Origin of the sequence: Cecembia sp., assembly GCF_007126775.1 — a bacterium.
Lineage (GTDB): Bacteria > Bacteroidota > Bacteroidia > Cytophagales > Cyclobacteriaceae > Cecembia.
This window is the reverse complement of record NZ_SLAP01000106.1, coordinates 1-21,199: the sequence shown is the minus strand read 5'-3', so window position 1 is coordinate 21,199 and position 21,199 is coordinate 1. Positions and strand designations below refer to the sequence as shown.

General features: G+C 41.3%; 22 protein-coding genes. 14 read left to right on the top strand and 8 right to left on the bottom strand.

What is annotated here, in order from left to right; translation table 11 throughout:
* The first annotated feature begins 10 nt into the window (after nucleotides 1-10).
* The 4 genes from QZT73_RS07015 to sdaAA all read left to right on the top strand — a co-directional run bounded on the left by QZT73_RS07015 (nucleotide 11) and on the right by sdaAA (nucleotide 3,810).
* Nucleotides 11-559: an RNA polymerase sigma factor gene (locus QZT73_RS07015; protein ID WP_291780352.1), complete on the top strand. Its 549-nt coding sequence runs from the start codon at nucleotides 11-13 to the stop codon at nucleotides 557-559.
* Nucleotides 540-1,841, top strand: coding sequence for an outer membrane beta-barrel protein (locus tag QZT73_RS07010; protein ID WP_291787387.1), 1,302 nt, complete (start codon nucleotides 540-542; stop codon nucleotides 1,839-1,841). Before QZT73_RS07015 ends, QZT73_RS07010 begins: the two co-directional genes overlap by 20 nt.
* A gap of 55 nt (nucleotides 1,842-1,896) precedes the next feature.
* A complete protein-coding gene (locus QZT73_RS07005) occupies nucleotides 1,897-2,811 on the top strand; it encodes an FKBP-type peptidyl-prolyl cis-trans isomerase (protein ID WP_291787385.1) in 915 nt (304 codons plus the stop codon).
* Between the two features lie 90 nt (nucleotides 2,812-2,901).
* Complete coding sequence (gene sdaAA, locus QZT73_RS07000) at nucleotides 2,902-3,810, top strand: L-serine ammonia-lyase, iron-sulfur-dependent, subunit alpha (protein WP_291780359.1); 909 nt, start codon at nucleotides 2,902-2,904, stop codon at nucleotides 3,808-3,810.
* Here the strand turns inward: sdaAA and QZT73_RS06995 are convergent.
* From QZT73_RS06995 to upp, 3 genes are read right to left on the bottom strand one after another with little or no spacing between them, the layout of a single operon-like run.
* Complete coding sequence (locus QZT73_RS06995; protein WP_291780362.1) at nucleotides 3,799-4,248, bottom strand: hypothetical protein; 450 nt, start codon at nucleotides 4,246-4,248, stop codon at nucleotides 3,799-3,801. The two genes, sdaAA and QZT73_RS06995, sit on opposite strands and share 12 nt — an antisense overlap.
* Entirely contained in the window at nucleotides 4,248-5,174 is a 927-nt protein-coding gene (locus QZT73_RS06990; RefSeq protein ID WP_291787383.1) for a calcium/sodium antiporter, read from the bottom strand. The genes QZT73_RS06995 and QZT73_RS06990 overlap by 1 nt, the downstream gene beginning before the upstream one ends.
* Before the next feature lie 5 nt (nucleotides 5,175-5,179).
* Entirely contained in the window at nucleotides 5,180-5,830 is a 651-nt protein-coding gene (gene upp / locus QZT73_RS06985; protein WP_291780368.1) for a uracil phosphoribosyltransferase, read from the bottom strand.
* A 285-nt stretch (nucleotides 5,831-6,115) separates the two neighbouring features.
* Here upp and QZT73_RS06980 point away from each other — a divergent pair, with 285 nt between their 5' ends.
* The 6 genes from QZT73_RS06980 (at nucleotide 6,116) to QZT73_RS06955 (ending at nucleotide 11,200) form a co-directional block, all read left to right on the top strand.
* On the top strand, nucleotides 6,116-7,834 hold the full coding sequence (locus tag QZT73_RS06980; RefSeq protein ID WP_291780371.1) for an IlvD/Edd family dehydratase: 1,719 nt from the start codon (nucleotides 6,116-6,118) through the stop codon (nucleotides 7,832-7,834).
* A 7-nt stretch (nucleotides 7,835-7,841) separates the two neighbouring features.
* Complete coding sequence (locus QZT73_RS06975) at nucleotides 7,842-8,603, top strand: SDR family oxidoreductase (RefSeq protein WP_291787381.1); 762 nt, start codon at nucleotides 7,842-7,844, stop codon at nucleotides 8,601-8,603.
* An 8-nt stretch (nucleotides 8,604-8,611) separates the two neighbouring features.
* Complete coding sequence (locus QZT73_RS06970; RefSeq protein ID WP_291780385.1) at nucleotides 8,612-9,067, top strand: DinB family protein; 456 nt, start codon at nucleotides 8,612-8,614, stop codon at nucleotides 9,065-9,067.
* Between the two features lies 1 nt (nucleotide 9,068).
* Complete coding sequence (locus QZT73_RS06965; RefSeq protein WP_291787378.1) at nucleotides 9,069-9,734, top strand: hypothetical protein; 666 nt, start codon at nucleotides 9,069-9,071, stop codon at nucleotides 9,732-9,734.
* Entirely contained in the window at nucleotides 9,718-10,488 is a 771-nt protein-coding gene (locus QZT73_RS06960) for an SDR family NAD(P)-dependent oxidoreductase (RefSeq protein WP_291780391.1), read from the top strand. Before QZT73_RS06965 ends, QZT73_RS06960 begins: the two co-directional genes overlap by 17 nt.
* A 61-nt stretch (nucleotides 10,489-10,549) precedes the next feature.
* Nucleotides 10,550-11,200 (top strand): hypothetical protein, encoded by a 651-nt coding sequence (locus tag QZT73_RS06955; RefSeq protein WP_291787376.1) that lies wholly within the window; start codon nucleotides 10,550-10,552, stop codon nucleotides 11,198-11,200.
* Between the two features lie 20 nt (nucleotides 11,201-11,220).
* Here QZT73_RS06955 and QZT73_RS06950 read toward each other — a convergent pair whose 3' ends face one another.
* From QZT73_RS06950 to QZT73_RS06935, 4 genes are all read right to left on the bottom strand, one after another.
* Complete coding sequence (locus tag QZT73_RS06950; RefSeq protein WP_291787374.1) at nucleotides 11,221-11,742, bottom strand: hypothetical protein; 522 nt, start codon at nucleotides 11,740-11,742, stop codon at nucleotides 11,221-11,223.
* Between the two features lie 128 nt (nucleotides 11,743-11,870).
* A complete protein-coding gene (locus QZT73_RS06945) occupies nucleotides 11,871-12,977 on the bottom strand; it encodes a DUF6268 family outer membrane beta-barrel protein (protein ID WP_291780398.1) in 1,107 nt (368 codons plus the stop codon).
* A gap of 13 nt (nucleotides 12,978-12,990) precedes the next feature.
* Nucleotides 12,991-13,434, bottom strand: a complete 444-nt coding sequence (locus tag QZT73_RS06940; RefSeq protein WP_291780401.1) for a DUF2147 domain-containing protein — start codon at nucleotides 13,432-13,434, stop codon at nucleotides 12,991-12,993.
* A 17-nt stretch (nucleotides 13,435-13,451) separates the two neighbouring features.
* Complete coding sequence (locus tag QZT73_RS06935; protein ID WP_291780403.1) at nucleotides 13,452-13,976, bottom strand: hypothetical protein; 525 nt, start codon at nucleotides 13,974-13,976, stop codon at nucleotides 13,452-13,454.
* A 233-nt stretch (nucleotides 13,977-14,209) separates the two neighbouring features.
* Here QZT73_RS06935 and QZT73_RS06930 point away from each other — a divergent pair, with 233 nt between their 5' ends.
* From QZT73_RS06930 to QZT73_RS06915, 4 genes are all read left to right on the top strand, one after another.
* A complete protein-coding gene (locus QZT73_RS06930) occupies nucleotides 14,210-15,502 on the top strand; it encodes a M20/M25/M40 family metallo-hydrolase (protein ID WP_291780406.1) in 1,293 nt (430 codons plus the stop codon).
* On the top strand, nucleotides 15,499-16,128 hold the full coding sequence (locus QZT73_RS06925; RefSeq protein ID WP_291787371.1) for a Pr6Pr family membrane protein: 630 nt from the start codon (nucleotides 15,499-15,501) through the stop codon (nucleotides 16,126-16,128). The genes QZT73_RS06930 and QZT73_RS06925 overlap by 4 nt, the downstream gene beginning before the upstream one ends.
* Nucleotides 16,129-16,211: 83 nt before the next feature.
* On the top strand, nucleotides 16,212-18,083 hold the full coding sequence (locus tag QZT73_RS06920) for an alpha-amylase family glycosyl hydrolase (protein WP_291787369.1): 1,872 nt from the start codon (nucleotides 16,212-16,214) through the stop codon (nucleotides 18,081-18,083).
* Between the two features lie 81 nt (nucleotides 18,084-18,164).
* Entirely contained in the window at nucleotides 18,165-19,328 is a 1,164-nt protein-coding gene (locus QZT73_RS06915) for a homogentisate 1,2-dioxygenase (RefSeq protein ID WP_291787368.1), read from the top strand.
* A gap of 38 nt (nucleotides 19,329-19,366) precedes the next feature.
* Here the strand turns inward: QZT73_RS06915 and pafA are convergent, their stop codons facing one another.
* Complete coding sequence (pafA, locus tag QZT73_RS06910) at nucleotides 19,367-20,998, bottom strand: alkaline phosphatase PafA (RefSeq protein WP_291780414.1); 1,632 nt, start codon at nucleotides 20,996-20,998, stop codon at nucleotides 19,367-19,369.
* Between the last annotated feature and the right edge of the window lie 201 nt (nucleotides 20,999-21,199).

The window sequence follows — 21,199 nt, the reverse complement described above, 5'->3', positions numbered from 1 at the left end:
TAAATTCAGATTGGAAAAACTGCTCATTCAAAAAGCCAAGAACGGAGACGCCAAGTCTCTGGAAATGCTTTACAGGCATTTCTATGGCTATGCCATGAGTATCGCCCTGCGCTATTCCAATTCCAGAGAAGAGGCCTGTGAAATTATCAATGATAGTTTTATGAAGGTTTTTGATAAACTGGCTCAGCATGATGAAAGCCACTCATTTAAAGCATGGTTTAGAAAAATTCTTGTGAATACTTCCATTGATTATTATCGGAAGAACATGAAACACTTTGCTGTGATGGACATAGAAAATGCCCAAGCAGAGAGCCATGATCCGGAAATTATCAGTCAGTTATCCCATGAGGATATTCTGTCCATGTTAAGAGGTCTCCCAGAAATCTTAAGAGTAATCTTTAATATGTATGAAATAGAGGGCTATGCCCACAATGAAATTGCTGAAAAATTGGGCATTCCTGCCAGCTCGTCAAGAACTTATTTGGCCAGGGCTAAGCAAAAATTAAGAGAAAAAGTATTGGAAATCAATCAGATAAAAAATGAAGGCGCAGTTCGATAAAAAACTGTCGGAAAAAATCAAGGACTCCTTTAGGCATTACGAGGAGCCTTATGACCCCAAGGCTTGGGACAAGCTTGCTGCTGCTTATTTCAAACCTAAGAAAGGGTTAATGGATAGACCATGGTTTTTGCGGGCTGCGGCTTTAGCCCTCATTCTTGGTTTTTCGGCGCTTTTTTATTGGATACTATCTTCTAAAAATGATAGTGCTCCTTTACAGTCACAGCTGACTTCAAATGAAAATCCTATAATTTCCGATTCTTTGGGTTTTTCTGAATCCGATGGAATAGGCTTATCAGGAAATTCAGAAGAAGAAAAAGAGCCTCAACCCGCCTTTTCTCCGATTCCGGAATTGTCAAATACTGAGAAAAAGTCTGCACAAGATTTAGAAACAATCAGGATTCCCGAATTCATCTTGGCTGAAGCCCAGATGCCAGAGAAAATAATGCAACCCATAAATGAGAAAGCCGATTCTCTTGCTGTCAATTACACGTTGCAAACAAACTTCACCGCAGTGCCTGAAAAGCCCCTGATCACGATGAATGAAGAAGAAGCTACTGCTGCCATTTTGCAATGGCTGAATGAAGGTAAGGGGGAAGAAGTACAAAAGACCACTGAAAAAGAAAATCCGGTAAAATTGGGATTGATGTTGATCCCACAGTCCACGAACAGTTCCAACCAATCCCTGAATCTTGGAGCAGGTTTGGTATCTGAAATTCCATTGTCGAAAAGGCTTAAAATAGACATAGGCATGGCCTATGCCAGCCAAAATTTAAATCCTGGAAATAACCTGGACGCTTTTCTCATGGCAAATGTCGAGACTACAGCGGCAGACCGTCTATCTTCAATGAGCAATAATATCATCAATAGTAGCAATGAGTTCCGCTTTGGACAATTAGAAATACCCATCAATCTCAAGTATAGCATTCTTCAAAGCAAGACCTCTGGTCTTTATGTCCTTTCAGGTATTTCCAATATGGTTTTCCTTAACCAAAGGAATGTGACTACCTTCAATGTAGCCAATTTGGGTGCTTTTAGCTCACAGTCTGGGCAAAGTGCTGTTCAGCGTTTTAGCCAAACCGTTAGGCCAGAAGAACTTTCGGGAAATGAAACTGTCGGTCAGTTGGTTAATTTTGGAATTGGATATGAATATGGACTCAAAAATGGCACTTTTATTTCGATTGAACCATTTTATAAAACTTCTCTGGGAAGTCAGACCTTTTTAGGACAACAGTTTTCAATCGGAGGATTGAATTTGAGGATGAATTTTCAAATAAAAAAATAGCACGAAAAATATGAGGATTAGCAAGATAATATTGGCAGTTTTGTTTTTGTCAATCTTGAGCAGTTGTTTAAGTGGGTTGGAATCTGATTTGGAACGGGCCATAGAAAGAGATGATAGGTTGGTCAAGGAATTTCTTCAACGGAATAATCTGGAAGCAGTCGAAACAGCCTTGGGTTATTTTTTTATCAAGGAGTCTGTTCATGAAGAAGCAGAACAGATTGAAAATGGTGATGTTCTCGGGGTCTATTATGAAATCAGAACCTTGGAAGGACAGTTGATTGAGCGCTATTTTGATGAAAACCTTCCCCCAAGGATATTTTCTCACAGTGAAGGAGGACTTGTTCCCAGAGCTATGAATTTTGCCGCAGGTTTGGCCCGTGAGGGAGAAGTAATCAATTTATATGTCCCTTCTTATTTGGCCTATCGGGATTACAGCTTCCAACAGTTGATTCCTCCTAATGCCAATCTTAACATAAGGGTCAAGTACGCTAAAATCTTTTCTGAAGATGAACTTCCGGAAGTCGAAGACGAAATTATTCTCAGTTATTTAATGGAAAATGAACTGGAAAATTTTGAGAAAAACCCTGATGGTTTTTATTTAAAAATGCTCGATGAAGGAGATCCGGAAAGTCCTTCTGCCACTGCTGAGAATGTGATCTTTTTTACTTTTGAATTGTTTCAGTTGGGAGAAGAAGAAACCATTTCAGAAATCACCTCAGAATCCAATCCTTTTCAATATGGTTTGGATCGAACGGGTAATCTTAAATTTTTAGACCTTTCATTGGGTGGCTTAAAGAAGGGAGCAGAGTTAGAGATCATTGCACCTTCATATTTGGCTTTTGGTAAGACTACGCAGGTTTTTCCTTTCCAGATAAGGAGAGATCTTTTTTTTCAAAATTATATTCCTCAGGTGGCGAGACCATTTGAACCAGTCAGGATGAAGGTAAAAATTGTGCATATCTCAGGTTAATCATTGCAGCCAATAAAAGCTTCAGTAAAGGTTTTTGCTTTATGCAACAGTTTTGACCAAATTGCATGAACAATAAACCCAAATCTGACCATGAGTTATCTTTTCGAAAGCTTTAGTGGCTGGAAAGCCTATTGCGAAAGTAAGCAGATGAGCTTATATGACAGTGTGATAGAATATGAGATCGTCCAAAAGGGGAAAACGGAAGAGGCCATTTGGGGAGGGCTGCAAAAAGCTTACACGGTGATGAAGGACGCGGTGGAAACAGGTCTTCAAGAGGATATGGTGTCCCGTTCAGGAATGATCAATAATGGCGCTAAGAAAGTATATCAATATCCTTTGGCCGTATTGTCAGCTGAATTTCAGAAACTGATTGCAAGAGCACTTGCTGCCAAAGAAGTCAATTCCTGTATGGGAAGGGTAGTCGCTGCACCCACAGCTGGAGCCTCCGGTATTTTGCCAGGCACTTTGTATACCTTACAGGAAATACATGGATTGTCCGACCGGGAGATCTTGAAAGGCTTATTGGTAGGAGCTGGAATAGCCTTGATCATTGAAGAAAAAGCCAGTCTTGCAGGAGCAGTGGGTGGCTGTCAGGCAGAAACTGGATCAGCAGCGGCCATGGCATCCGGTGCAATTGTACATTGTTTGGGTGGTGACGTGGATCAGGTCTTCAATGCTGTGGCCATTACCATCCAGTGTATGCTGGGTCTGGTCTGCGATCCGGTGGCAGGACTTGTTGAGATTCCCTGCGTGGTCAGGAATGCCAGTGCAGCTGCTATAGCCAATAGTTCGGCACAAATTGCCCTCGCGCGGGTGAGTGCTGTGATTCCTGTAGATGAATGTATAGAGGCAATGGGGGAAATCGGATCCAGTATGGAATCCAGATACAAAGAGACCGCCATGGGAGGTTTGGCTGCCACCCTGACAGGTCAAGAAATCGCCAAAAAGGTACTGATCCAGGATATAGAAATTTTACCCGATGAAACCTTACCGGAGTAAAAAATCAAAGAAGGGGATAGAGAGCAACCAATGGATAGAGCCTCCCAAAACCAGTGACCAGATAAACCCACTCAAAAGCATATAAGCCATAATTTTTCTTCTCCTGACATTAAATGCTGTCAAAATGATGGAACCTCCGATTGGTGTCAGGATGAGGGGAGTAATTGCTGCAACTCCAGCGGGACCAAATTTTTGCCAAGTTTTGACGATCCGGCGGTTTTTTTTGGTAAATTTTTTTTCGGATACCTTTAGGGACCAGTGCGACTTGAACCATTCTCCCAAAAAAGTGACCATGGCTACAGAACTCATCATTCCTGCCAAGGTTACCAAAACTATTTCCAAAAGACTATAATTTGCAGCGGAACCCAATATGGGGCCTGCAATGAATTTAAATAAACAGGCAAACCAAATAGCGATGAATTTAAATAGGTATTCCATTACAATATGGTATAAATGTACACACAGTAAAAGAGAAAAAGAATAAGTCCTTCCCACCTCGAAATCCTTAATTTTGTTCGTAAAATCGGGAACAAAAGCACTGTAAAACCCAACATCCAGAGAAAATCCTGATTAAGGAAGGCCTCTGACACAGCTATTGGGTTAATCATGGCTGTAATACCAATAATAGACAGAATGTTCATGATATTGCTTCCCAGAATGTTCCCTATGGCAATATCGGTTTCTTTTTTGATGGCAGCGATGACAGAGGTAACCAATTCAGGTAAGCTCGTACCAACAGCGATGACCGTTACGCCAATAACTCTTTCACTTACACCGAAAATTTCAGAAATTTCAACAGCATTGTCTACAAATAAGTCGGACCCGTAATAAAGACCTCCTACACCAATGACCAAGAGGCCTACTGCCTTCCAAAGGGGTTGTTTTTTAAGAATCTGTTGTTCCTCTGAATCTTCTGTTTCCTTGCCGCTTAGTTTTTTGAAGAAGTAGAAATTCAAGGCCAGCATGAGCGCAAATAAGATTCCGCCTTCAAGCCTGCTGATCACCCCATTAAGGGCAAGTAAGTAAAACAACAATGAGCTTACCAAGGTGGCGAGATAATCCAACTTGAGTACAGATCTGTAAATAGATATGGGATACAAGATGGCACTGATTCCAAGAACCAACGTGATATTGGAAATATTGGATCCGATTACATTTCCGATTGCTATGTCACTGTTTCCCTTTAATGCAGCGTTAATGCTGACCAATAATTCAGGGGCTGAGGTTCCAAAAGCCACTACCGTCAGACCGATCAGTCCCGCACTGAGTCCAAAGCGGGCAGCGAGTGCAGAAGCACCATCTACAAGGTATTTGCCTCCTGCCAGCAAAATCAGCAGTCCGAGAATCAGCAATCCATAGACCATTTACCTTAAATTTTATCGCCAAAACACAAATCCCCTGCATCCCCTAGTCCTGGGACAATGTAAAACTTATCATTCAACTTTTCATCCAATGCCCCTGTCCATATTTTATATGGAATCTGAACATTGTTTTGTATGTAAGCAATTCCTTCTGGGGCTGCTATAACACAGGCAATGTGGATCATTTTTGGATTTCCGTTGGCAAGTAGATTTTCTACAGTTTTGACAAATGACTTGCCAGTGGCCAGCATGGGATCAATCAAAATTACATCCTTTCCTTCAATGCTTGGGGCAGCCTGGTAAAGGAAATCAATTTCCACCTCTTTGTCACCGGATTTTTCTGCCTTTCTGTAAGCCCCTACAAAACCGCTGTCAGCTTGATCAAAATAGTTTAAGAAACCCATATAAAATGGTACAGCAGCCCTGAGTACACTTATAAGTACCGGATTTTCTTTCAGTTTGTAGGATTGGGTTTTATCCAGTGGTGTTTGTACAGAAGATTCCTTGTAATCCAGACTTTTGGAAATTTCATATGCCATGATTTCTCCAAGGCGTTCCAAATTTTTCCTAAATCTTAATCGGTCATGCTGGATATGAATATCCCTGATTTCTGAAAGAAATTGAAGAGCGATACTGTTTTCTTTGTCTAAAACAAACATGTGCCAGGTCTTTTTGATCTGTAATGATAAAACTTTTTATGAAGCCCAATTCATTTGAGATTAATGTTTTAAAGTTAGGAAATTATCTACTTTATCACTGGATTTATTTTTTCCTGTACTTGTTCCGGAGTACAATCAATTGGGTGGAGGTCAATTTCTGAGCTATAATCCCATTGTCTCCTAAGGATTTTAGGCCATCCTTCACATTTTCCTTTTTTGATTCATTATTCCCCAAAAGATTTACTAAATTCTGATCGAATTTTGAACCCAATCAAACCTATTGCTATGAAAGAAAAAAAGTTAAGGAGCCAGGAATGGTATGGCCGTAAAGGCAAAGACGGTTTTATTTACAGGTCATGGATGAAAAACCAAGGACTACCCCATCATTTGTTTGAAGGAGAAAAACCGGTAATTGGAATTTGCAATACCTATTCCGAGTTGACTCCCTGCAATGCCCATTTCAGGGAATTGGCAGAGGCCGTTAAAAGAGGCGTTTGGGAAGCAGGTGGTTTTCCATTGGAATTTCCTGTGATGTCTTTAGGAGAATGCTCGATCAAGCCTACTGCCATGCTGTTCAGGAACCTGGCCAGTATGGATGTGGAGGAAAGTATTCGGGCCAATCCCATGGATGGGGTGATTTTGCTTTGCGGTTGCGATAAGACTACACCTTCACTTGTTATGGGAGCGGCAAGTGTGAACTTGCCGACAATGGTAGTATCTGGCGGTCCGATGTTGGCAGGCTGGTTTAAAGGCAAAAAGATAGGTACTTCTGATGTTTGGCGCTTTGCAGAGCAATATAAAAAAGGAGAGTTATCCGAGGAAGATTTTGTAGCAGCAGAAGCTGCTATGTCCCGTTCCAGAGGACATTGTGCACCTATGGGTACTGCTTCTACCATGGCAGCTATGGTGGAATCACTTGGGTTGGCACTTCCCGATAATGCCACTATTCCAGCAGCTGATTCCAGAAGGAAAGTATTGGCACACTTAGCAGGGATGCGTATTGTTGAGATGGTCAAAGAAGATCTCAAAATGACGGATATTTTGACCAGAAAGGCCTTTGAAAATTCCATCATGGTCAATGCTGCTTTGGGAGGATCTACGAATTTCATCATCCATTTATTGGCCATAGCAGGGAGAATTGGGGTAGATCTGGATATTGAAGATTTTGATAAATTTTCTACCGATATCCCCTTGATTGCCAATATTCAGCCATCAGGAGAGCATTTTGTGGAGGATCTATTTTATGCAGGTGGACTTCCTGCTGTAATGAAGGAAATCAGCGGGATTCTACATAAAGATGCCATTACTGTCAATGGAAAAACTTTAGGAGAAAATTTTTCTCAGGCAGAATGCTATAACAGAGAGGTAATCGGTACCATGAATCAACCTTTTAAGCCAGAGTCTGGTATTGCAGTATTGAAAGGGAATCTTTGTCCAGCTGGCGCGGTATTAAAACCCTCGGCAGCGACACCTGCTCTTTTGCAACACAGGGGAAAGGCTGTGGTATTTGAAGACATAGATGATTATAAGAAAAGGATTGATGATCCCGAATTGGATGTCAGTCCGGAATCGGTATTGGTACTGAAGAATGTGGGACCTAAAGGTTATCCAGGGATGCCTGAAGTAGGTAACATGGCTTTACCGGCCAAAATTTTGGCACAGGGAATATCAGATATGGTAAGAATTTCAGATGGAAGAATGAGTGGGACGGGATTTGGAACTGTCGTATTGCATGTTTCCCCTGAGTCTGCTGTAGGTGGCAACCTGGCATTGGTCCAAAACGGGGACTGGATCGTTTTGGATGTACCCAACCGTTCTCTTAACCTGGAGGTTTCAGAGGAAGAACTCGAAAAAAGAAGGGCAACCTTCCAACCCCTGGCTCTAGGTTACGATAGGGGCTATGTAAATTTATTTATTCAAAATGTTACCCAGGCGCATGAAGGTGTTGATTTTGATTTTTTGAGGGGAGCTTCTGGCCCTGAAGTAAAAAGAGATTCCCATTAAAAAAGTGATGAATATACCGTCCAAAGTAGCTTTAATTACAGGTGCCGGACAGGGCATAGGCCTTGAAATGGCCAGGTTGCTTTCTGCAAAAGGTCACCATGTGATCGTGAATGATATAGAGAAAAGTCTGACTGAGGATGCAGTCAAGGCACTCTTAAAAACAGCTAAAGGCAAAGTACTGGGGATATCTGGAGATTCCGGGAATCAGAAAGATGTCCTTGCAATGACAGCGTTTGCAGCAAATGAATTCGGGAGGCTGGATATTGCCATTGCCAATGCAGGAATAACCTTATTTGGTGATTTTTGGGATTATGAACATCAGGATTTTATGGAGGTGATGCGTGTCAATATGGGAGGGACTTTCCTTCTCGCCCAATCCGCTGCGCAGTTGATGAAAAAGCAAAGTACAGGGGGATCATTGTTGTTTACTTCTTCAGTGACTGCACATCAGGCCCATAAGCATTTGGCAGCCTATGCCATGAGTAAAGCTGGTATTGAAATGTTGGCAAAGAACCTTGTTATTGAACTGTCAGCGTACGGTATCAATGTCAATACGATTGCCCCTGGAGCTACCCTGACCAATAGAACCGCGATGGACAACGAATATGAAAAAACCTGGTCTGCAATTACCCCTATGGGAAGGCCGGCAAGTGTGAAGGATGTTGCTTCGGCAGCAGTGTTTATGGTTTCTGACGAAGCCAAACACATCACAGGTCAACACCTGATCATTGATGGGGGGTGGACCAGTATTAGTCCATCTCCTTATTGATAGCTTTTATGAAAACACTATTTCGAGATTTATTGACCTATACCCATCATAGTAATCAGACGATGATTGCCATAATGGAAAGAAGCGGAGTAAAGATTCCGGAGAAATGTCTTGCTACTGCCAATCACATCCTTGTGGCCCAAAAAATTTGGAATAACCGAATAGAGGGAGTCAGTTCTGTTCACTTTGAACTTTGGGAGCCTGCTTCCACTCAAAAGTTAACGGACTATAACGATGAGGAATTTCAAAAGTCCATGTATTTGTTAGGTAAATCCGACCTTTCTTTAATTGTCCCATATACAAATAACCAAGGTCATCAATTCACCAATTCAATCCAGGAAATTTTGTTTCATGTAGTCAACCACAGTACTTACCACCGGGGACAGGTGATCATTCAACTCAAAGATGCAGGGATTGAGGTAGCATCCACTGATTATATATTTTCGAAAAGAAAACAGCTTTAATGTGGTAAATTTAATTAAACCTGAGCCTCATTTTCCTGCTCCTTGGACATTAAATGGTGAAGGCATCATTATGGTGTTTAACTTCAAAAAAGACTGGTTAAAGAAAAGCGGATTGTGGAATTTAAATTCATCTGAGGTTTACAGGGGAGGTTTGGGATTTGTCATGTTGGTCAATTACCATGAGTCGCCTGTCGGACCCTATAAGGAGCTTCTGATAATTCCGGGGAAATATGGGCTGCAAAAAAGGCAGTCCATTTCTCATATATTTGTGGATTCGGAGGCGAGTACCGAAAATGGAAGGTACAATTGGGGAATACCAAAGGAAACCGTTCCTATGATTTGGCATTCGGGAGATAATGTGGATACCATTGGCATTGGTCCGGAAGATAAACCCATTTTGTTCTGTAAAATCAAGACAAGAGGCATCCCTTTTCCAGCCACCACCCGCTTGCTGCCCATCAGGCTTCAACAGTTTTTGGGAGGCAAGGAATTTCATACTGACCCCAAAGGTTCCGGTTGGGCAAAATTGGCCAAAATAGAAAAAATCAGAGTTGATTCAGATCGTTTTCCTGATATCTCTCAGGTCAAACCACTGCTTAGTTTTAAGGTCAATCCTTTTACCATGCATTTTCCAATAGCACAACAGGTCCATGAGCATCAAAGATAAAAATATCGTAATTACCGGGGCGGCCTCTGGAATTGGAAGGGCACTGGTTGATAGGCTGTCCCAAGATAATTCGCTTTTGGCAGTGGATATTCATTTCAAAGGTTTGTTGGAATTGCAGCATCTATATCCTAATATATCCATACAAGAAGCAGATTTATTGGAAGATGGAGCGGTGGAAAAAGTCATGGATAGAGCCTTTGAGTTATGGGAAAAGGTGGATATTTACTTTGCCAATGCAGGGTTTGGGACTTATGGATCATGGCATCAGGTTTCGGAGGAGCAGCTTCAGGATATTTTCCGGATCAATGTTACGGTACCATTTCTGACAGCGAGAGCCTTGAGAAAAAGACAGGGTATTGCCTTTCGATTGGTAGTTACTGCTTCGGCTGTATCTTATTGGGCTGTGCCAGGCTATGCCGTTTATAGCGCAAGTAAAGCAGCTATCCACCAATTGGCAGCAGGTATTTGGGCAGAAGGTGATGGGGATTGGCTTACGCTGGTATACCCTGCCGCTACGGAGACTGATTTCTTTAAAAAAGCTGGTAAAAATATCCCTAAAGCATACCCTGTACAGTCCTCGGAAAGGGTAGCGGAACTTATTCTGAAAGGGGTAGCTAAAAATAAAAAACGCATATACCCATCTCTTCTATTTAGATGGGGATTAATTGCCAATAGATGGATTCCCTTGATAAGCCCATGCTATAGGGTACTCGAACGCAGAAAGTTTTATCAATGGTCAAATAACAAAACTTGACCAAAGAGACGCTTTTATTATTACCAAATTGTAATTTCCTCATATTTTAAACGCTCAATCCATGAAAAATCAAATAATTCTCTCCTTATTAATTGGCTTATTGGTCCTTTTCTCTTGTGGAACCAAGACTGAAGAAGCTTCTCTGCCTATGAAAGTGGCGGAAGCCTATGGTTTTGACCAATTTGAAGCATTGAAATCCATTGCTTACACCTGGAATGTCCAAGTTGAGCCCGAAAAAGTAGTCACACGGGACTGGAAATGGAATATCAAAGAACGTACTGTTTATTATGCAGATGCAGATACGAGTTATACCTACAGTTTGGATTTAAACGCCGATGAGATGCCTCCAGCTGATAAAGGCTTTATCAATGATAAATATTGGTTGATGTATCCTTTCCAATTGGTTTGGGATGAGGGATATTCCTATTCTGTAGAAGAGGCAGTTCCGGCACCCATTTCAGGGGAAATTTCTACCAAAATGATTGTAGTTTATAATAATGAGGACGGATATACTCCCGGTGACGCCTATGATCTTTATCTGGATGAAAATTACTTTATCAAAGAATGGGTGTTCAGGAGAGGGAATGGTCCCGATGGCAATGCCTTTACTTGGGAAAATGAAAAGGAATTTCAAGGAGTAAAATTTGCCACAGAACACAAAAACGCAGCAGGGCTGCGTTTTATCTGGTTTACAAATATTACTGTGGAATAAAAAGTTTTATTCCTTAGGATTTATTTTACAAAGCTCAGTTCTAATTGAAGTTTGACCAATACAGGTAATCCGATTCCAAAGAAATCCTCACTTTCTTCCTCTTCCAAGAAAATGGTCAATTGATTATTTGTCAATCGCCTTACATCAAAATCCGTAACGTCTTCCCCTGATGTCAGTCTCAAGAGTGAATTTCCATTCAATAATTCCCAAGTTCCGGATTCGTCTAACCGACCGTCAATCCTGATTTCGTAAGTATCATCAACTTTAAATTCCAAAACAGTACCTGCAAAATCTTCGTTAGAAAAAAAATCATTCCTTATTTCATCAGCTGCCTGCTGTGCTTCCTCGGAAGTTGCACCCAAAGCTTCAAAAAATTGTACCATTGGTTGTCCATTGATAAAAATATCCACATCTAACGCACTATAGTTCCAGACTCCAATTATGGGAGAAAGTACAGGCTCATCTTTTTCCCCACAGGAAGTAAAGACCCCTAGGGAAACCACCAATAACATGGTGAGGTAAAAGCTAACAAGTTTTTTCATATTTTTTTTTTATAAACTGCAATTTAGGCGGAAGTTTGAAGAGATCAAATTCTTGAAAATAAAATATTTACATAAAAAAAGGCTGCCCAATTTCGTGAGCAGCCTTTTTTAATTGGGCATAGCACTTGTTACAAGGTCACAAAACTGATGCCTATGTTGAAATATACTGTATTGGTCAGATTATTGACCATACCATAATCCTGTGTTCCAAAGAACCCCCTAAAAAACTCCCGGCTGCCCGAAAGTTCATCGGCATTGAAGGTCCAATCCATCCTATAACCTGCTTGAAAATGTGCCCAGAAGGGTCCTGAGATTTTTCTTTGCAGCTCTATCCTTGGACGGAGTTCGCCCCTTCTGATTTCATAACTGTTGTTCCCCGCTGAAAAATCATTGATCCTGTAACTTTGGCCTTCCAGTTCATAACCAAACAACAATAAGGCATCTTTGCTAAAGTTGTATCGTCCATGTGCCCTTGCCGGAAAAAGGATTTCTGTCCCCCATTTCCTATCTGCACTCGTAACATCATACATCACTACAGGCACATAATTCAGATTACCTACCCTGTATGTTCTGGCCAGTCCCAAACCCCATCTCTTTCTTTCACTTACCCTCTTGGCATACACAGCCGCAAGGCTCCAGCGAATAGTATTGAAGGGTTGTAGAGAAAAACCAAAATCTCCGCTCATGTCCAAAGAACCTTGGAAAATAAAGAAGTTTTCCTCGCTAATGGGAACGAAAAAAGTATTGGTCCAATTGAGGTTGTTCAATCCATTTTCATTGAGAATGCTTGTTAATCCCGAAGCATTTCCATCCGCTTCTATATCAGTAATGTTATAACCCACCCGCATGTAGTTCAAACCACTTTGCCAAACCAGGTTACTTTTAGAGATGATGGGAATGTTGGAATTAAAACGCATGCCGCCTGTAAAATTGACCCTGCCTGATTCGCTGATAGGAGCAGCTTCATCTACACCCCAGCCGGTACCCTGACTGACTGGAAACCTTGCTGCGGATAGGTTCATGGTGTAAGGTGTTTGCATATCAAATGATACACTTAGAAATCGGGTGGGGCTCAAACCTACAATCGTAGGCTTCGCATAGCGCTTGATGTCACCTTCATCTACAAGTTCCAAATCATCATACATGCTCCAATCCTCATCATCTTCATCTTGGGCAATGCTGAAAAGAGGAAAAACGAATAGAAGCGGGAGTAAAATCCAAGTTGATTTTTTCATCAATACCAAATAGTTACCTTACCTTAAGTCTTCTCCAAGTATCAGACCTGCCAAACGTTTTTACGCCAACATACCCACGGATATCCAAGGTGTTTTCGTCCTTCCAAGTAATCACAGAACTGTAAGTGTTTCCTGTTTCCGGGTCATAAATGGTGCCTTCTGCCCATTCTCCATTTCCCTTGTATTCAAAGTCTTTCAGGATTCTATATCCCCTAAGCGGTACATTCGCCATACTTTTATCAGGGTTATTGACGTCTGTTTTGGCTTCTCCTGTTTCAGGGTCATTGGGTTCTTTCAACCAGACAATCCTTCCATAATATTTGCCATCAATATTATCTATTTTCACCCTTGCTTTCCCATGTCCTGGTTCCCAGACACCGACAATACCATCAGCATCTTGAGCAAAGACAAAGATTGCCGTCAGGCAGAATCCTAAGGTTAACAGTAGCTTTCTCATATTTTATGATTTTAGGTTTATTTTTTAATTTCCAATTCAAATATCGCATTTAAGCTGAAGTGGATATCTTCCCAGTATTCCTCTTCCAAAAGGTCAAAATCTCCAACAAAAGTGATTTTTCCATCCTCAAATGCAGATGCAAGTTTCTCCTGTTTGTCGGCCAAGCTCAGCTTAAAAGTTTTTCCTGGTTCAATCTTCCCTTCATACAAACCTACTCTGGTCATAGGGGTGTTTTTTGAGGTCATCTCGAAGACCATTTTTTCAACATTGGGTAAGTCCTCTCTTTCTTGTAATAAAATTTCCACTTGAGTGAGTTTGGCATTTTTAATACTCACTTTTCCTTCTTCGGTATCACCGATTAGGTCTGCCAGTATAAATTCCCAAGATGCAGTAGCGGTGTTCGCCCCCTCAAAAAGTGGTCCTTCTGCGGACAAGCGTAATTCGGGAGAACGAATAGTCAGACTTTCTGTTTCTCCCGAACAAGAAGCCAAAAAAGCCAGGGAAACCCCCATTAAAAGCACGATTAATGCGTTATTTTTCATCTTTGGATGGATTCAATTAAGTTTATAACTATGTAACGGATTCTCTGAATTTTGTTTTCTTATTTTTTATGCAATTTAAATTTGGAAAATTATTTATATGTTGAACTCTCAAAACTGCCTCTTGTTTATGCCTATTTAGGTTGATATTTAAGAAAGTCAGGCAATCAATACAATTTCCATCTTCAAAAAAAGTGCTAAATTCCTTAAAAATAAAATTTAAATGATAGCTGATCATGAAAATCAAATTACTTGTATTCTTTATATGTCTGAGCACCAGTGCATTTGCCCAGCAGCTTAGTGATACGGAGAAAAAATTAATAGAACTGATTGATAAGAACTACACAGCAACATTGGCCTTGCTGGAGGAAACGGTCAATATCAATTCGGGGACTTTCAACCTGCAAGGAGTACGGGATGTTGGAAGGGTTTTTGAAAGGGAATTTGTCAAAATAGGCTTTCAAACAGAATGGATTACTTTGCCGGATTCCTTGAGAAGGGCAGGGCATTTTGTGGCCACCAAAAAGGGAAATAGTGGAAAGAAACTATTTTTCATTGGTCATTTGGATACGGTATTTGAAAAAGATATGCCCTTCTATCCCTTCACCTTTGTGGATGAAAATACGGCTAAGGGACAAGGAGTGAATGATATGAAGGGGGGTAATGTGATGATATTTGCCACTTTAAAAGCATTGGATGAATTGGGTTTATTGGAGGATAAAACCATTACTGTGTATTTTACAGGGGATGAAGAAAATGCAGGAGACCCAAGTTGGGTCAGTAGGTTGGATTTTGTGGAAAGGGCCAAACAACATGATTTTGCATTGGGATATGAAACTGCCCAAGGATTCAATATTGCCACTGTGGCCAGAAGAGGAGCGAGTGGTTGGACTTTAAAAACCAGTGGAAGGCAGGTGCATTCCTCTGCTGTTTTCAGAGAGACGGTTGGATATGGGGCCATTTACGAGGCAGTTAGAATATTGAACCAGTTTAGAGAAGAATTGGCAGGTGAACAATATCTTACCTTTAATCCAGGACAGTTTATTGGTGGTTCAGACATCAGTTACGATAAGCTTTCAGGGGAAGGTAAGGCTTTAGGTAAAACCAATATTGTTGCCAGAGAGGCTTTTGTAACGGGAGATTTAAGGTTTTTGGGGGAGCCCCAAAAAGAAGCTGCCAGAGAGAAGATGAGAAAAATTGTTGCTGCAAACCTCAATGGAACCACAGCCGACATTGAATTTAAAGATGGGATTCCATCCATGCCCCCTACTGAGGGGAATTTGGCTTTGGTCAAAGTTTTGGATGGGGTAAGTCAGGATTTGGGATTTGGTGAAGTGAAGGCAGGCGACCCAGGATCCAGAGGTGCGGGAGATATATCTTATATAGCAGAATATCTGGATTGCATCGATGGTATTGGCGCTTCGGGTACGGGTGCCCATTCCCCTGCAGAGACCATCAACATGAAGGAGTATCCAGATTTGTTGAAGCGCTCTACAGTGTTTGTCTACCGACTACTACATGATTTATGAAAAAAAACTTGGCTTATATCTTCGCCTTCATTACTTGGTCTGCAGTTACCATACAGTATTGGGTAATGCTGGAATCCACCCCATTTACGCTTGGGACTGCCACACTTCGGTTTTTTAGCTATTTTACTGTCCTCACCAATACCCTATTGGCACTTTATTTCAGTTCTCAAGTCCATGGGCATTTGCATGACAGTGGGAAAATCTGGAAAAAACCCGGAACATTGACTGCCATCACGGTATATATTTTAGTGGTTGGATTGGTGTATCAGTTTGTCTTGAGGGGTATTTGGAATCCGCAGGGAATAGCCCGCTTTACTGATGAATTATTGCATTCTCTAAATCCTGTATTGGCTTTAGTATTTTGGGGGCTTTTTGAGGACAAGAAAGCAGTTGAATGGAAACAAATCCCTTATTGGCTGATTTATCCGCTGGTATATTTTGTATACACTGTAATTCATGGGCAGATTTCAGGATTTTATCCTTATCCATTTGTGGATTTGAATGTCATCAGCGTTGCTCAGTTAATTACAAATTTTTGTATACTAGCCCTAGTCTTTATGGGGATTGCCGGTCTATTGTTAGGAATAGGGAAAAAATTTACAGCTAATGTAAAGCAAGAATATTAAAAGCTACAAATGTGAATTGGTGGATTTCATACAAGAACTAACATTATATATTCTATCCCAGCAACATTTTTTATATTTAACCTATGAAAAAATTGCTCTTTTTATTATCGGCAGTATGCGCATCCATGCTTTACAGCTGTGACAATAATTCAACCGCTCCAGAACCAACCATGGAAGAACCACACAAAATTGTCGTTTACCAAGTCTTTCCCCGTCTTTTTGGCAACACCAACACGACCAATAAACCCTGGGGAACCTTGGAAGAAAATGGTGTCGGAAAATTCAATGATTTTACGGACAAAGCCCTTCAGGAAATAAGAGATCTGGGGGTGACCCACATTTGGTACACTGGGGTTCCGCATCATGCCGTCATCAGGGATTACACGGCCTATGGGATCTCCAATGATGACCCGGATGTAGTAAAAGGACGTGCAGGTTCGCCTTATGCAGTAAAAGATTATTACCAGGTCAATCCGGACCTAGCGGTAGATCCCGCCAATAGAATGCAGGAGTTTGAGGCTTTGATAGCCAGGACCCATCAACATGGGATGAAGGTGGTTATCGATATTGTGCCCAACCATGTGGCCAGAAGGTATGAAGGCTTAAATAATCCAATGGGAGTCCTTGATTTTGGAGCTGAGGACGATACTTCTGTAGAATACCAAAGAGATAATAATTTTTATTATATCCCAGGAGAGCCTTTTAAGGTACCCGCCCCTTTAGATGGGTATAAACCTATAGGAGGAGAGCAACACCCATTGGCTGATGGAAAATTTGATGAAAACCCAGCCAAATGGACAGGTAATGGAAGCAGAGACCCACAACCGCATTTTTATGATTGGTATGAAACCGTAAAAGTGAACTATGGCGTCAAACCAGATGGAAGCAAGGATTTTCCTGCATTGCCAGCTGAATTTGAAGGCGAAGATTTTCAATCGCATTATAAATATTGGAAGGATCAAGAGGTTCCCAGTTCCTGGAAAAAATTCAAAGACATCGCACTATTTTGGATAGACAAGGGAGTGGATGGTTTCCGTTATGATATGGCCGAAATGGTTCCAGTGGAGTTTTGGTCTTATATGAATTCGGCCATCAAAATGAAAAACCCTGAAGCGTTCTTATTGGCAGAAATTTACAACCCCAAGGCCTATCGGGACTATATCCACCTGGGCAAAATGGATTACCTCTATGATAAAGTCGAGTTGTATGATACACTCAAGAATATCATTCAGGGCAAGGGGTCAACGGACAATATCATTCCCATTCAAGCTGGATTGGCGGATATTGGTAGACACATGCTTCATTTTTTGGAAAACCATGATGAGCAAAGGATTGCCAGCCCGGAATTCGCGGGGAAAGCGGAAAAAGCCAAGCCTGCGGCAGTGATATCTTCCACCATTGATCAGGGACCTATGATGATCTATTTTGGCCAGGAAGTTGGCGAGCCAGGAGAGGAAGATGCTGGATTTGGTAAACCTTCACGGACTTCGATATTTGATTATATCGGTGTACCCAATCATCAAAAATGGATGAACGGTGTTGAATTTGATGGTGGGCAGCTCTCAGAAGAGGAAAAAGCCTTAAGGGATTTTTACCGAAGACTACTGAATTTGACCTTGAATAGCCCCGCATTGATGGGGGAGTATCAGGAAATCCACAGCCATAACAGACAGCATACAGAATGGTATAATGACAAGGTATTTTCTTATGTACGATGGTCCGATCAGCAGCGCCTTTTGGTAGTAAGCAATTTTGATGCAACGGATACTTTTGGTTTTGAATTAGAGATTCCTAATGAGCTAATTTTGGTCTGGAAGCTCTCCGGGGGATCATTTGACCTGGAAGAAAAGCTGTATGGAAAGCATAAAACAAAGCTTGAAATTGAAGATGGAAAAGGTCGTTTAAGGGTTGACTTGGCTCCATTGGAAAGTTGGATATTGGAATTGCCCATGTAACCTAAGACGTTTTTGGCCAGTTAGTAATAAAGACAGGGACAATTCATTAAATTTGTTGACGTAAACCCAAATAACAGAAGCATGGCATACTATTTCAGATTAGGTAATATTCCTCCTAAAAGACATACCCAATTCCGACAGCCTGACGGCAGCCTCTACAAAGAGGAGTTGGTAAGTTCTAAAGGTTTTTCCGGTATTTATTCCAACCTTTATCATATCCATAATCCCAATAATGTATTGGATATAGGTAAACCCACTCCATTTAACTGGGAACCTGCAAAGGAGTACGGATTAAAGCAGACCCACTTGAAAACCTCAGGAGTGACTACTACAGGAAAAGACTACCTGAGTGCAAGAAAGATGCTGATGATGAACAATGATGTCATGATGGGCATTTGTTCACCCGAGCTCAGAAAAATGGATTTTTACTTCAAAAATGCTGATGGGGATGAATTGATTTATGTGCATGATGGAGAAGGCGTGATGTATTCCCAGTTTGGTAAATTAGAAGTCCGTAAAGGTGATTACATTGTTATTCCCAGAACTACTATTTATCGCTTTGAGTGGAAAGAAACCGGGCCTTTGAGGCTTTTGGTCATTGAATCCCAAGGGCCAATTGAGACTGTAAAAAGATACAGGAATGAGTTGGGACAGCTCTTGGAACACTCCCCATATTGTGAAAGGGATATTCGCCCTCCAGGTGACTTGGTGACTGAATCTGAAAAAGGAGAATTCCTGGTTCAGATTAAAAAAGGAGGTATGTTGCATCCTTATACTTATGGGCACAGTCCCTTGGATATCGTAGGTTGGGACGGTTTCTTATATCCTTATGCGATGTCTATTCATGATTTTGAACCCATTACAGGGCGTATCCATCAGCCACCACCGGTACATCAGACTTTTCAGGCATGGGGATTTGTGATCTGTTCATTTGTGCCTAGGTTATTTGATTACCATCCTTTGGCCATTCCCGCGCCTTATAACCACAGCAACATTGATTCTGATGAGGTTCTGTATTATGCAGAGGGGGAATTCATGAGCAGAAAAGGAATCGATAGGGGGTCATTTACCATCCATATGGGAGGATTACCGCATGGGCCGCATCCAGGGACAGTAGAAAAGTCAATTGGCGCCAAAGAAACCCATGAATATGCCGTTATGTTGGATACATTTAAGCCATTATCTGTAACAACACAGGGATTAAACTTTGTGGATCCTGACTATCCCTTGAGTTGGAAAGAGTAGGGATTAAAGAAAAAAACCGGCTTTAATGCCGGCTTTTTTTATGGAAGTATTTCTAAAATCGGTTGGCCTGTAGCGCCATTAGGTAAGCGAATGTTGAGCAACATAGAAAGTGTAGGAGCAATATCTGTTACAGTGGCATATCGGGAGCTTTCACCCTGAGGAATGTTCCACCCCATAAAAATAATAGGTACATGGGTGTCATATGTATAACCTGTACCATGCGTAGTACCTCTCCAGGAGCTGCTCAGCCAAGCAGGTTCTAATATCAGCAATAAATCTCCCGAGGCCTTGTGGTTATAGCCCATTTGGAGCAGTTGCTTCCTTCCAGTTACATAATCCATTCTCCGCATATCGGTGGCGGTATACACTTCCTTGATGCCATCAAATCGTAGAAGGAATGCTGCTAGCTCTCTTTGAATCTGTTCCACTGCAACTCCTTTTTCTTTGGCCAGCTCATGATTGATAAAAACCTGTTCATTGGTAAAGCTACTGATCCAGTTTCCTTCTCCATAACTTACAATGCAGAAACCCCTCATTTGGGTAAGAATAAATCGGGTATTGAAGTTTCCTGCCGGTACATTTTCACTTAACATGTAATCCACAATGTCTGCCACAGCATGATCTGCTGTCAAAAACACCAGGTATTCATCTTTTCCATATTCCTTATCCAGGTGATCAAAAAATGCTTCAAGTTCTCTGTCTAATCTCAGGTAATTATCTTCAAGTTCTACTGAAGTAGGGCCAAATCGATGCCCAATATAGTCTGGGGAAGAAAAACTGATGGCCAAAAGGTCAGTTTCACCTCTTTTGCCCAATTGTTCCCCTTCAAGAGCTGCATAAGCCATATCCAGTGTCAGTGTATTTCCAAAAGGTGTAGTAGAAATTAGGCCAAAGTTGTCATTATTTTCCATCAATGCAGGAAGATCGTATGGGAACGCGGTGGTCTCCATCCCGATAAAGGGACCTTCGAAAGGATTGTCATCTGCAATGCTCTGTATGTAAGTTTCGATAGGAAATAAGGGCTCCCATTTCCCTGAAAGGTATTTTTCAGCCAACTTTCTCTTATTGAATGCTTTGACCCATTTTGGTAATGCATCATAATAGTAAGTAGAGGTCATAAACTCTCCGGTTTTGCTGTCAAACCAGTAAGCATCGCCCAAATGTCCTGCCGGAAGGGCCGCCCCCCGATCTTTGATAGCTATGCCCACTGCTTTCGCTCTTTTATTGCTTGCAAATTGTAATTCGTCTGATATGGTAGTGGTGTACATGTTCCTTGGTGAAATATTACCACTGGATGCTGAGCCTCCCACTGCGGTCACTGTACTGTCTTCTGCACAATAAATCATCCTTCCCAAATCCCTGACATACCAATTATTCGCAATTATGCCGTGTGTCGCCGGCGTGGTCCCAGTGTAAATGGAGGCATGACCTGGGCCTGTATAGGTTGGTATGTAATTATAATGGGCATTTTTCATCATAAAACCTTCTTTCATCAGTCTTTTAAAACCGCCATCTGAATAGCGTGCTTCAAATTTGTAAAAATATTCCTGTCGCATTTGATCTACCACGATGCCCACCACCAACTTCGGTTTTTTAGTAACCTGTTCCTGGGCGATCGAATACAATGGCAGCAATACAAAAAGCAATATGGATAAGAAGAATGGTTTCATTGAAAGAGGATTTTATTTGAAACACAAATATAGTAATCTGATATTTAGGTCAGAAAGAAAGTGTGTAAATCGCAAACTTGATTGCCTACGTTAGGTTTTTAGGGCCTTTGCAGTCTTTTTTGTTCAATAAAAACTATATTTCAAAAAAAAAATACTACGCGCATGAAATACTTTGGGAAGTTTCTGTTTTTGATTGCTCTG

Excerpts from the sequence above, each read along its gene's own strand:
- QZT73_RS06960 (WP_291780391.1), top strand. The coding sequence starts at position 9,718 with ATGAGCATCAAAGATAAAAATATCGTAATTACCGGGGCGGCCTCTGGA.
- QZT73_RS06995 (WP_291780362.1), bottom strand. The coding sequence starts at position 4,248 with ATGGAATACCTATTTAAATTCATCGCTATTTGGTTTGCCTGTTTATTT.
- upp (WP_291780368.1), bottom strand. The coding sequence starts at position 5,830 with ATGTTTGTTTTAGACAAAGAAAACAGTATCGCTCTTCAATTTCTTTCA.
- QZT73_RS06975 (WP_291787381.1), top strand. The coding sequence starts at position 7,842 with ATGAATATACCGTCCAAAGTAGCTTTAATTACAGGTGCCGGACAGGGC.
- QZT73_RS06915 (WP_291787368.1), top strand. The coding sequence starts at position 18,165 with ATGGCATACTATTTCAGATTAGGTAATATTCCTCCTAAAAGACATACC.
- QZT73_RS06935 (WP_291780403.1), bottom strand. The coding sequence starts at position 13,976 with ATGAAAAATAACGCATTAATCGTGCTTTTAATGGGGGTTTCCCTGGCT.
- QZT73_RS06980 (WP_291780371.1), top strand. The coding sequence starts at position 6,116 with ATGAAAGAAAAAAAGTTAAGGAGCCAGGAATGGTATGGCCGTAAAGGC.
- QZT73_RS06940 (WP_291780401.1), bottom strand. The coding sequence starts at position 13,434 with ATGAGAAAGCTACTGTTAACCTTAGGATTCTGCCTGACGGCAATCTTT.
- QZT73_RS06990 (WP_291787383.1), bottom strand. The coding sequence starts at position 5,174 with ATGGTCTATGGATTGCTGATTCTCGGACTGCTGATTTTGCTGGCAGGA.
- QZT73_RS06955 (WP_291787376.1), top strand. The coding sequence starts at position 10,550 with ATGAAAAATCAAATAATTCTCTCCTTATTAATTGGCTTATTGGTCCTT.
- QZT73_RS06930 (WP_291780406.1), top strand. The coding sequence starts at position 14,210 with ATGAAAATCAAATTACTTGTATTCTTTATATGTCTGAGCACCAGTGCA.
- QZT73_RS06950 (WP_291787374.1), bottom strand. The coding sequence starts at position 11,742 with ATGAAAAAACTTGTTAGCTTTTACCTCACCATGTTATTGGTGGTTTCC.
- QZT73_RS06920 (WP_291787369.1), top strand. The coding sequence starts at position 16,212 with ATGAAAAAATTGCTCTTTTTATTATCGGCAGTATGCGCATCCATGCTT.
- sdaAA (WP_291780359.1), top strand. The coding sequence starts at position 2,902 with ATGAGTTATCTTTTCGAAAGCTTTAGTGGCTGGAAAGCCTATTGCGAA.
- QZT73_RS06945 (WP_291780398.1), bottom strand. The coding sequence starts at position 12,977 with ATGAAAAAATCAACTTGGATTTTACTCCCGCTTCTATTCGTTTTTCCT.
- pafA (WP_291780414.1), bottom strand. The coding sequence starts at position 20,998 with ATGAAACCATTCTTCTTATCCATATTGCTTTTTGTATTGCTGCCATTG.
- QZT73_RS06925 (WP_291787371.1), top strand. The coding sequence starts at position 15,499 with ATGAAAAAAAACTTGGCTTATATCTTCGCCTTCATTACTTGGTCTGCA.
- QZT73_RS07010 (WP_291787387.1), top strand. The coding sequence starts at position 540 with ATGAAGGCGCAGTTCGATAAAAAACTGTCGGAAAAAATCAAGGACTCC.
- QZT73_RS06970 (WP_291780385.1), top strand. The coding sequence starts at position 8,612 with ATGAAAACACTATTTCGAGATTTATTGACCTATACCCATCATAGTAAT.